Source organism: Serratia sp. DD3 (assembly GCF_000496755.2).
This window is the reverse complement of the sequence record NZ_AYKS02000114.1, coordinates 1-11,420: the sequence shown is the minus strand read 5'-3', so window position 1 is coordinate 11,420 and position 11,420 is coordinate 1. Positions and strand designations below refer to the sequence as shown.

The following is an 11,420-nucleotide window of genomic DNA, read 5'->3' as shown; positions in this document are numbered from 1 at the left end:
GTGTGAATGGGCTCACCCGTCTTGAGTTTGCTACACATTTCACTGTAGACGCGATCAGCATCTGCTATTACCTGTTAGATAAACCGTCTATTGATGTGCGGCAACTGTTGCCTTATTGCATGACGTTACCTAAAGAGATCCAACTCAGCATTGAATCGCGGCGCATTGAATATCTGGCGGGCCGTTATTGTGCCGTCCAAGCTCTCTGCGGGTTGGGAATGGCCGCACCACGGGTGGGGCGGAATGCCGATCGCTCACCTCGTTGGCCTGCGGGCACTTACGGTAGCCTGTCGCACACAGATAACCGAGTCATTGCCTGTGCAGTTTGGCAGTCAGAATACGCTGGCGTCGGGATCGATATCGAAAAAACGGTACCGCAAGAGATGCTGCCATCGCTGGAACATCTGGTCTTCACCGTACCAGAGCGAGAGTGGGTTAAAACCTCGCCGGGATTAACCGTATGCCAGGCGGCAACATTGCTATTCTCGGCCAAAGAGGCTTTTTATAAGTTTATCTATCCACAAGTCCATACCCATTTGGATTTCACCGACCTGTCTTTGGTGGCCCTGAAAGAGGGCGAGTTTGCCATTGAATTGCAAAAAGAGCTGGGCCGTGGTTGGCGGAAGGGGAAAGTAGTGCAGGGGAAATATTTTTTTGATGATGAACAGGTAATAACGTTAATTGCCGCGAAACAGCCTTAAATGGCATAAGCGTTATCCCCACCCTCTAGGCTGACAGGAACAGTCACTTTTACCGAAATCTCTTGCGATGGTTTACCGGTAACGAGAAAAATCCTAAAATTGCTACCGTATGTCTAATACGGAGAAATTCCAATGATACGCAACGACAGTTCACACTGTCCAAACCACCGGCAACCCTGGCTATTGTCTGAAATGCGTTATGTAGAAGCGCATTACGGCAAAACCCCTACCAGCAAAATTGCCGAGCACCTTGGCAGAACCGCCACTGCCGTCAGAATGTGTGCCAACAAGTTGGGCTGCAGCAAAGCTGCCTCCACCCTCTGGAGTGAAGCAGAAAAAGACATCATACGCACACATTATGCCAACGGTGAAGGTATCACCCGTGTTATGCAACTGCTGCCAGGGCGAACCCGTAAAACTATTTTTATGATGGCGTACACCATCGGGGTGGTTAGTGCACGCAACTGGAGTGCTCAAGAGTGTAAAATATTGAAAAAATATTACCCACTTCTTGGCACAGCAACGGTAGATAAGCTCGTGGGGCGCACCATCGACGCGGTGAAAATCAAAGCCAATGATATGGGGCTACGTTTCTTTGGTTGCAGTGGGCCGGGCAAGCAGCGAATGTGGCAACCGGAAGAGTTAAAAAAACTGGAAAAACACCTCCATCTGCCCCTAACAGAGTTAGCGGCTTATTTCCCAGACCGTACACTCATCTCGGTAAAAAAGGCCAAGCAACGCCTGGTGAATAAGCGAAAGGGCCGCGTACAACCGTCCTCAAAGGGAAAAGGATAATCTGCCCACTTGCCTGAATACTCTTCTACTGTAATAAGTCCAGGCATCAGCGCAATCATGCTCACCAAGATAACGGCAAGTAGACACTCTAACTCAGTAAGATGGCAGGGCAGTCGCCATAAGATTTGTACCAGAGGTAGACTGGCTTTGATGGATGAATCTTAGGGATAAGATTAAAGATTACCCGGCCACAAATTAACATTGTGACCGGGCACACGGGTATCACTGCTACAACTTGGACGAACTCTTGGCGCTAGCCCCAAACAACGTATTAAGCGGTCTGTTTTGCCGCTTTATTACGCTCAGCCATTTGCCATACGGCGGCAACATTGCGCGCGGTTACACGCAAATTCTCATCCGCTTCACCCATCGCTTCCGGCAACGTAACAATGCGGTTTACCACAGAGAATACGGCATCCAGACCATGCTCATGAACTACCGCATAATCTTTGGTCATGCCCCCCGCCAAGGCGATAGTCGGTACCGCAAAACGTTGTGCCACTTTTGCCACACCCATTGGGGTTTTACCCCGCACGGTCTGGCTATCGATACGCCCTTCACCCGTAATAACCAGATCAGCCCCTTGTACAGCTGCAGCCAGATTCAAGGCATCAGTGACGATACTGATACCCGGCTCCAGACGACCCATTAATAATCCAGATAGTGCAGAACCCATTCCACCTGCAGCCCCAGCACCAGGAAGATCAATCACCTGTCGTCCCGTTGTCTGCTCAATATGCTCTCCCCATACCTTTAAGGCAGCATCAAGCTGAGCAACCCTGTCAGGCGTCGCACCTTTTTGTGGGCCAAACACCGCAGAAGCGCCCTTAGGACCGCATAACGGGTTATCAACATCACAAGCTACCCGTAAATCGACTCCCGCTAAACGTGAGTCAAGGTGCGACAAATCAATCTTGGCGATCTGAGACAGGGCGGCGCCGCCACGTGCCAATTCGTTACCCTGGTTGTCGAGTAGACGTGCACCGAGGGCTTGCATCATGCCTGCGCCACCATCATTGGTCGCGCTGCCGCCAATACCGAGAATAATATTACGCGCCCCCTGATCCAGGGCAGCCAGTATCAATTCACCTGTCCCAAATGTCGTCGTCAGGCAGGGGTTCCGCTGCTCATTTGTCACCAAATGCAGGCCTGAAGCGGCTGCCATTTCAATGACCGCAGTTTTTCCATCCCCTAGCCAGCCGTAAAAAGCCTCCACGGGCTGACCTAATGGACCGGTAACCGACAGTTCGACACGTTTACCGCCAGTGGCAGCAACCATTGACTCAACAGTACCTTCGCCACCATCCGCCATCGGAAGTTTGATGTATTCCGCCTGCGGGTATATTTCTCTAAATCCTTGTTCAATTGCGTTTGCTACATCCATCGCACTCAAACTTTCTTTAAATGAGTCAGGGGCAATAACAATTTTCATTTTTCACTCCATTAACCAGCAAGATTAAATACACCAAACATCAGCGTAGAAACGAAGGCAATGGTCAGGCCGACCAACGTTTCATAAGGCAGCAATTTCAGGCGCTCATGTACTGGCATGTAGACACAACCACCCGTAGCATGGAAAAAACTACCGTGAGGCATATGATCAAAGACCGTCGCACCCGCATGGATCATGGCGGCTCCTGCCAGGGCAGTGATACCCATATCCATCAGGGTTGAACTGAATACCGCAGAAGCGACAGCAGTACCCGCCGTGGTTGAGGCGGTAGCCATCGACATTAATGCCCCGGAGAACGGTGCCAATAGATAAGATGGCATGCCGGAAGCCGTCAGGCCGCTGATTAAGACATCTTTCAAACCGGAATTGGCGATAATACCTGCCAGCGTCCCGGTACCTAACAGCATAATCGCCACCGGGGCCATACGTGCCAGGCCGGAAGTAATGTACTGATTAGTATTACGTAGCCGCCCCATCACCAATACACCCGCCAGTCCGCCTACTGGCAGCGCAATCAGCGGGTCAATGGCAATACCAGTGATCGGACGCAGAGCCAACAGCACAATGGCGACAAAAGGAGCAGTAATGGAGGCCCAAAAACCCGGCATTTCACCCTGCTTGTGTTCAACCAGTTCTGCGGCTGTCACTTTGCTGCCGCGAGTCACCAGACGACGAGCCAATAAATAGGCAATCACCAGGCCACACAGACCAGGGATAATCCCCGCCGCCATAACGGATGTTAGTGGAACGTGGAAGTTGTCTGCAGCGGCAATGGTGTTTGGATTCGGTGACATCACGTTACCGGCTTTGCCCCCACCAATCATCGCCAACAGGATAGCTGTTTTGGATAGGTCGGCACGGTGGGCTATCGCTAACGCAATGGGGGAAACGGTAATAACAGCCACGTCCACAAATACACCGACCGCAGTCAGTAGCATGGTAGCCACTGCCAGCGCCAGCAGTGCCCGATGCTCACCCACTTTACGCACAATGGTTTCGGCGATGGTATTGGCTGCACCAGATTCAATCAGTACGCCAGCCAGCACCCCAGCGGCCAAAATGCGTAATACGGCGTTGGTAATACCTTGCGCACCAGTCACCATGAGTTTGATGGTTTCTATCAGGTCTGCGCCGCCAATCAGTCCCCCGACCAGAGCACCGGCCATCATGCCGTAAACAGGGGGCACTTTTCGCAAAATTAATATAATAGCGACAATAAGTGCTATCAATGCGCCTGTTGCAGACACGGGAACAGTCACCATCTTGGTCTCCTGGAAGTGTTGTTTTGATTAAAAGTTGATTACCTTGCGCCATTATTCAAAGAAATGACGAAAAATCTTGAGAGAAACCACCAAAAAAGGGGGGTTATGGCAGGGCGTAATTTGGAGTAAAGAACAATTTATGGGTGCATTTTCATGCCGATAAACAATTGAACAATGCTATTTAACTCATTGATATTTAAATTGGTAATCTGGCCTATTTTTTGCAGTCGGTAACGCAAGGTGTTGACATGAATTTTGAGGTGTTCAGCGGTATGCGTAACATCACAGTTTTGATCAAAATAACTGCGCAATGTCGAACATAATACCGATTTACGGTCAGCGGCTTTGAGTATCAACCATGATCGACTTAACTCTTCAGCCTGCCAACTTTGGGAAAAATGATTAAAAAGCACGGGGAACCAGTGTTCCTGATAACTGGTAATACTTTTGCGTGACTGAATTAGCGTCGCCGTTTCAAACATGGCCTTGGCACTTAAATAGGAGCGATAAAGGCCATCCTCACTGGTGAAATAGCCACCCACCGCAATACGTACTGCGAACTCATCACTAATATTCTGTTTTATCCGCCGCATTACCCGGTCAATCGCCTTGTTCACCTCGGTATTGTGGGAGAGTTTGAGCGGTTGCAACAACACGAAACGATGTAACTCATTCATGGCAACCAGGCTTTCTTTACCTAAACTCGTCAGACGATTAATCAGAGCCGGTGACTGATCATGAGCCCGTTCATCTAACGAAATAATCACCGCAATACGGGGGAGTGTCATATCCAACCCGAGATAGGTCGCAATTGAACTGACCATCACCGGATCACTGGCAGGCTGGATCAAGAGTTGGACTAAATCCTCGCGATAACGTTTCTCCCACTGCGACTGCTCTAACATTTCAGCCTGTTCGATAACCAATTCTGCCGCCATTCCCACCAATTCAGCATAAGCTCTGACTTCATCCGGTGGGCCTGATATCCCAATCACCCCTACCAGCTCCTGGCGAAACAAGATGGGGACATTGATTCCCGGACGAACCCCTTTTAATAGCAATGCCGAGGCTTCGTTAATTTCCACCACGCGATTCTCGGCCAGCGCCAGTAATGCGCCTTCGTGAAGCTGGTGCAAACGTGATGCATCCCCAGATGCAACGATGACGCCACGGTTGTTCATCACATTGACGGAGTGTTTCAAGATGCTCATCGCACGCTGAACTATTTGGCGAGCGGTGCTTTCCTTCAACTCAGGGGAGGGCATAGTGTTCCTTAATGTTAATGGCCAATGAGCAAAAGTATGAATTATACCTATCAGCAGGGCAAAGACGCATCTGGCTGTGCCACATAATGCGAACTCTGTGCTCGGCTTCAACAGAATCGAAGAAAGCCTACCAGCTGCTTGAATGACAACGGGTATCAGTCAATAATTCCGATTCCTTATATTCAGTAATGAATGGGTACCAGCAGGTAGGTAAACGATGACCCATATTGATTGCGTAATGCTAGCCGCCGGGATGTCAACACGCATGGGGCAGTGGAAAATGATGCTGCCTTACGGTAACGGGACTATTCTTGATACCGCAATCGCCAATGCGTTGGCGTTTTGCCAACGAGTCATTGTCGTCAGCGGCTTTCGTGGTGAGGAGTTAGCAGCTTACTATCACCAACATCCACAGATTGAGGTGGTGCATAACGCCAATTACCAGCAGGGAATGTTATCTTCCATTCGTACTGGTGTCCAACAGGTACGTAGCCCCTACTTCTTTCTGACTTTAGGCGATCTACCTTGCATCAGACATGGGATTTACGCCGCATTATGGCAAGAAAAAGGGCCCTTTGCGCTGGTCCCCCGCTATCATAAAGAGAGAGGGCACCCAGTACTGCTGCCAGCTTCCATCATTGAGCGCATTAATATGGCTGACCCTAAATTATCAATGAAGCAGGTCATTGAGCTGGGGGATTATCGATTTCTTGAGGTGCAGGAAAACGGCATTCATTATGACATTGATACTCAAGAAGAATATCAAAAATTACTGCAGCATCCTCTCCATCAATAACCACTGTCAAAACTCGCGGATTGACAAACTGGCAACCGATACTTAAATCGATTCAAACTTCAGATAGAGAGTAGCTGAACGAATTTAGGTATCGCTACTGCAAATCAGCTCATTCATTACGTGATATGCCACACAAAAAAGAAACAAAACATCATGGTAGAAGATCAATTAACCATTTGTTGACATATCATTAACACACATAAGGAGAAAAACATGAGCCAAGTGCATAAACACCCCATTCCGTCTGCAATTGCAGAACGTGCCCTGATTAATCCAGCACGATATCAACAATATTATCAACAATCAGTACAAGACCCGGCAGCATTTTGGGGTGAGCAAGGCAAGATCCTGGATTGGATCAAACCCTATACGGTGGTTAAGAACACCTCCTTCGACCCTGGTCATATCAGTATCCGCTGGTTTGAAGATGGTACTCTGAACCTCTCTGCCAACTGTTTGGATCGTCATTTGGCTGAGCGTGGCGATCAGACCGCCATTATTTGGGAAGGGGATGATCCCACTCAGTCGAAAAAAGTGAGTTATAAACAACTGCATCATGATGTCTGCCAGTTCGCTAATGTATTAAAAAAACTGGGTGTAAAAAAAGGCGATGTGGTCGCTATCTATATGCCAATGGTGCCAGAAGCGGCAGTCGCCATGTTGGCTTGTGCTCGCATTGGTGCCATACATTCCGTGATCTTTGGCGGTTTCTCCCCTGAAGCCATCGCAGGCCGTATCATTGATTGCAACGCAAAACTGGTGATCACCGCTGATGAAGGTCTGCGTGCTGGTCGCACTGTGCCCCTGAAAAAAAATGTCGATGATGCACTAAAAAATCCTGGGGTGAAAAGTATCAACAATGTGGTGGTTTTCCAACGCACGGGTAAAGCAGGTCCCTGGCAAGCAGGCCGCGACCTTTGGTGGCACGAACTGATTAAAGATGTCACTGCTGATTGCCCAGCGGAAGAGATTAATGCGGAAGATCCGCTGTTTATCCTGTATACCTCGGGTTCCACCGGTAAACCCAAAGGCGTCTTGCATACCACTGGGGGCTATCTGGTCTATGCTGCTCTGACCTTTAAATATGTCTTCGATTATCATGAAGGGGATATTTATTGGTGCACCGCAGATGTAGGCTGGGTGACGGGTCACAGCTACCTGTTATATGGCCCATTGGCTTGTGGTGCCACCACGCTGATGTTCGAAGGGGTGCCGAACTACCCAGGCGTCAACCGCTTATCACAAGTCGTCGATAAACATCAGGTTAATATCCTGTATACCGCCCCCACCGCTATCCGTGCCTTGATGGCTGAAGGGGATAAGGCGATTGAAAATACCAAGCGGGATTCACTTCGCATCATGGGCTCGGTGGGTGAACCCATCAACCCGGAAGCCTGGGAGTGGTACTACAACAAGATTGGTAACGCCAAGTGCCCTATCGTCGATACTTGGTGGCAAACCGAAACGGGTGGTTTCCTGATCACCCCGCTACCAGGTGCTACCGAGTTAAAAGCTGGCTCGGCAACGCGCCCATTCTTTGGGGTACAGCCCGCCCTGGTGGACAATATGGGAACACCGCAAGAGGGGATTTGTGAAGGGAATCTGGTCATTACCGACTCCTGGCCAGGACAAGCTCGTACTCTATTTGGTGATCATGACCGTTTCGAGCAAACCTACTTTTCCACCTTTAAAGGGATGTATTTCAGTGGTGACGGTGCCCGCCGTGACGAAGATGGCTATTATTGGATTACTGGCCGTGTTGATGATGTATTGAACGTTTCCGGACACCGTTTGGGAACCGCCGAAATTGAATCCGCCCTGGTTGCCCATCCTAAAATTGCCGAAGCCGCTGTGGTGGGCATCCCCCATAGCATCAAAGGTCAGGCCATTTACGCCTACATTACGCTGAATCATGGGGAAGAGCCGACGCCAGAACTGTATGCTGAGGTGCGTGATTGGGTACGTAAAGAAATCGGAGCCATTGCCACACCTGATGTTCTTCATTGGACTGACTCTTTGCCGAAAACACGTTCCGGTAAAATCATGCGCCGCATTCTACGCAAAATTGCCACTGGTGATACCAGTAACTTGGGGGATACCTCAACACTGGCGGATCCGGCTGTCGTAGACAAGCTGCTAGAAGAGAAACAATCCATGAGCGTTCCATCCTGATTTTGCCGTAGCAGGCTGTTCATTGGTCTTTATCCGCTGAACAGCCTGCATATAAACTAGCGCTTACCAGACACAAGCGGAATAACGACACGTAGTAACATTTGTCGCTTAAAAAACGCCAAGTGTAGCTAATCGTTTCCTAAAGTAGCCATCATCCATCCCAGAGAATTCTGCTGGGGTAGGTAATGGCTGCCTACAATTCAACAAATGAGGCAATAGAAAAAAAGTAATTAGCGATGCCATTATTTAATACCCAGAGGAGAACATCTGATGAATGAAGAGCTTTATCAAAAAATCGAAGATAATCCGCGCTTTAAATTATTGGTGAAAAAACGTAGCCACTTTGCCTGGTTATTATCAGTCATAACACTGACTATCTATGTCAGTTTTATCTTTTTGATTGCTTTCGACCCTCAATGGCTTGGAACGCCCCTTTATGCTGGCTTAACCATTACCCGAGGTATTCCCATCGGGATGGGTTTAATTGTGCTCTCTTTTATATTAACCGGCATTTACACTTACCGTGCTAACACCGAATTTGATCGCCTCAATGCTGAGATTTTAAACGAGGTGCAGCAATGAAAAAATTGTTATCACTCAGCACGCTGCTCATGTTACCCACGCTAACCTATGCCGATGCCATTGGTGGGGCCGTCCAGCGCCAGCCACTGAATGTTCAAGCCATCATCATGTTTGTCCTGTTCGTAGGAGCCACGCTTTACATTACTTATTGGGCTTCCAAACGTACACGTTCCCGTGGCGATTACTATACGGCAGGTGGGCGTATTACTGGGTTACAAAATGGTTTGGCTATTGCTGGTGACTTTATGTCTGCGGCTTCATTCCTCGGTATCTCCGCATTGGTCTATACCTCGGGTTATGACGGTCTGATTTACTCTATTGGCTTCCTGATCGGCTGGCCAATCATCCTTTTTCTTATTGCCGAACGGTTACGTAACCTCGGGCGCTATACTTTCGCTGACGTAGCCTCTTACCGATTAAAACAAAAACCCATTCGTATCCTTTCCGCCTGTGGCTCCTTAGTGGTGGTCGCTCTCTATCTCATCGCCCAGATGGTCGGGGCTGGTAAACTGATTCAGTTGCTTTTTGGCCTCAATTACCATGTCGCCGTAATATTGGTTGGTATATTGATGGTTCTATATGTGTTATTCGGGGGCATGCTGGCGACCACTTGGGTACAAATCATTAAAGCCGTCCTATTGTTGTCAGGTGCCAGCTTTATGGCGTTTATGGTCATGAAAACGGTGAATTTCGATTTTAACACTCTATTCGCTGAAGCCGTAAAGGTACATCCAAAAGGGATTGCCATCATGAGCCCGGGGGGCTTGGTATCCGACCCGATATCCGCACTCTCTTTAGGTCTGGCGTTAATGTTTGGTACCGCTGGATTGCCGCATATCCTGATGCGATTCTTTACCGTTAGTGATGCCAAAGAGGCACGCAAGAGCGTGTTTTATGCCACTGGATTTATTGGTTATTTCTATATTCTGACGTTTATTATCGGATTTGGTGCCATCCTACTCGTCAGTGTAAATCCTACATTCAAGGATGCGGCAGGAGCGTTACTTGGTGGAAATAATATGGCAGCCGTGCATCTGGCTGATGCCGTCGGCGGAAGTTTCTTCCTCGGCTTTATCTCAGCGGTGGCATTTGCCACTATTCTGGCGGTAGTCGCTGGCTTAACGTTGGCAGGGGCTTCAGCGGTCTCTCATGATCTGTATGCCTGCGTGATTAAAGACGGTAAAGCAACCGAACGTAATGAGCTTAAAGTATCCAAAATCACGGTCCTCCTACTTGGGATCATTGCCATTATGCTAGGGATCCTATTTGAGAAACAGAATATTGCCTTCATGGTAGGACTCGCTTTCTCTATTGCTGCTAGCTGTAATTTCCCTATCATCATTCTTTCCATGTATTGGTCACGCCTGACTACTCGAGGGGCAATGATTGGTGGATGGCTAGGTTTGTTAACAGCAGTTATCCTGATGATTTTAGGCCCGACGATTTGGGTGCAAATCCTCGGTCATGCTAAGCCAATCTATCCTTATGAATATCCTGCACTATTCTCTATCTTCATTGCATTTATTGGCACTTGGTTGTTCTCTGTCACTGATAATTCTGTCACCGGCAAGCAAGAGCGCGAGCGTTTCCGTTCTCAGTTTGTACGATCACAAACCGGAGTAGGCATTTTACAGGGAAGACCTCACTAACATTGTTGTGCATAACTGTTGTTCATAGCAAAAAGCCCCATGCTAACGCACGGGGCTTTCTACTTGATTGAATGCCTGTCAGTGCCTACAGTATTTATCTCACCCTGAGACTCCCTGTGGGGCCACCGCCAACGGCGTTCCCCTCAGTTCCCTATTCCGCAATGGCTTGAATCAGAGAAGCGATAACTGTTTTATCGTACACAGCAAAAAGCCCCATGCTTCCGCACGGGGCTTTCTACTTGATTGAATGCCTGGCAGTGCCTACACAGTATTCGTCTCATCCTGAGACTTCCTGTGGGGCCACCGTCAACGGCGTTTCCCTCAGTTCCCTATTCCGCAATGGCTTGAATCAGAGAAGAGAAACTGTTTTATCGTACACAGCAAAAAGCCCCATGCTTGCGCACGGGGCTTTCTACTTATTTGGATGCCTGGCAGTGTCCTACTCTCACATGGGGAGACCCCACACTACCATCGGCGCTACGGCGTTTCACTTCTGAGTTCGGCATGGGATCAGGTGGGACCACCGCGCTAAGGCCGCCAGGCAAATCAGGTTTCAGGTCACAGGAAACAGGTTTCAGTTAATCCACCTTACCCCTATGCACCTCAAAATCTTTGTTGCTCTCATCTTCAATCTGTAGAACAAGCTGATTATCGCTATCTCTCTACCCGATATCCTGGTATCAGGTCAAAACACCTTCGGTGTTGTAAGGTTAAGCCTCACGGTTCATTAGTACTGGTTAGCTCA

9 protein-coding genes and 1 rRNA gene are annotated in these 11,420 nt (G+C 48.8%); 6 read left to right on the top strand and 4 right to left on the bottom strand.

Translation table 11 applies throughout. The annotated features are described in order from the left end of the window. Positions 1 to 2 precede the first annotated feature (2 nt). Positions 3 to 701, top strand: a complete 699-nt coding sequence (locus tag IO95_RS21270; RefSeq protein ID WP_023489887.1) for a 4'-phosphopantetheinyl transferase — start codon at positions 3 to 5, stop codon at positions 699 to 701. Between the two features lie 132 nt (positions 702 to 833). Next, positions 834 to 1,496 carry a hypothetical protein gene (locus tag IO95_RS21265; RefSeq protein WP_023489886.1) on the top strand — a complete coding sequence of 221 codons (663 nt, stop codon included), beginning with the start codon at positions 834 to 836 and terminating at the stop codon, positions 1,494 to 1,496. A gap of 271 nt (positions 1,497 to 1,767) precedes the next feature. On the opposite strand, the gene IO95_RS21260 is transcribed toward IO95_RS21265, so the two are convergent. The 3 genes from IO95_RS21260 to IO95_RS21250 all read right to left on the bottom strand — a co-directional run bounded on the left by IO95_RS21260 (position 1,768) and on the right by IO95_RS21250 (position 5,476). After that, positions 1,768 to 2,928 carry a glycerate kinase gene (locus IO95_RS21260; RefSeq protein WP_023489885.1) on the bottom strand — a complete coding sequence of 387 codons (1,161 nt, stop codon included), beginning with the start codon at positions 2,926 to 2,928 and terminating at the stop codon, positions 1,768 to 1,770. Positions 2,929 to 2,939: 11 nt separating this feature from the next. Further along, positions 2,940 to 4,211 carry a GntP family permease gene (locus tag IO95_RS21255; protein ID WP_023489884.1) on the bottom strand — a complete coding sequence of 424 codons (1,272 nt, stop codon included), beginning with the start codon at positions 4,209 to 4,211 and terminating at the stop codon, positions 2,940 to 2,942. 137 nt (positions 4,212 to 4,348) lie between these two features. Beyond that, positions 4,349 to 5,476 (bottom strand): sugar diacid recognition domain-containing protein, encoded by a 1,128-nt coding sequence (locus IO95_RS21250; protein ID WP_023489883.1) that lies wholly within the window; start codon positions 5,474 to 5,476, stop codon positions 4,349 to 4,351. Positions 5,477 to 5,693: 217 nt separating this feature from the next. Here IO95_RS21250 and IO95_RS21245 point away from each other — a divergent pair, with 217 nt between their 5' ends. From IO95_RS21245 to actP, 4 genes are all read left to right on the top strand, one after another. Beyond that, complete coding sequence (locus IO95_RS21245) at positions 5,694 to 6,272, top strand: NTP transferase domain-containing protein (RefSeq protein WP_023489882.1); 579 nt, start codon at positions 5,694 to 5,696, stop codon at positions 6,270 to 6,272. Positions 6,273 to 6,485: 213 nt separating this feature from the next. After that, positions 6,486 to 8,444, top strand: a complete 1,959-nt coding sequence (gene acs / locus IO95_RS21240) for an acetate--CoA ligase (protein WP_037387139.1) — start codon at positions 6,486 to 6,488, stop codon at positions 8,442 to 8,444. Between the two features lie 270 nt (positions 8,445 to 8,714). Continuing rightward, positions 8,715 to 9,026, top strand: a complete 312-nt coding sequence (locus IO95_RS21235; RefSeq protein ID WP_023489798.1) for a DUF485 domain-containing protein — start codon at positions 8,715 to 8,717, stop codon at positions 9,024 to 9,026. Then, complete coding sequence (actP, locus tag IO95_RS21230) at positions 9,023 to 10,675, top strand: cation/acetate symporter ActP (protein ID WP_037387136.1); 1,653 nt, start codon at positions 9,023 to 9,025, stop codon at positions 10,673 to 10,675. The genes IO95_RS21235 and actP overlap by 4 nt, the downstream gene beginning before the upstream one ends. Before the next feature lie 426 nt (positions 10,676 to 11,101). Here actP and rrf read toward each other — a convergent pair. Next, positions 11,102 to 11,217 (bottom strand): 5S ribosomal RNA (rrf, locus tag IO95_RS21225). Between the last annotated feature and the right edge of the window lie 203 nt (positions 11,218 to 11,420).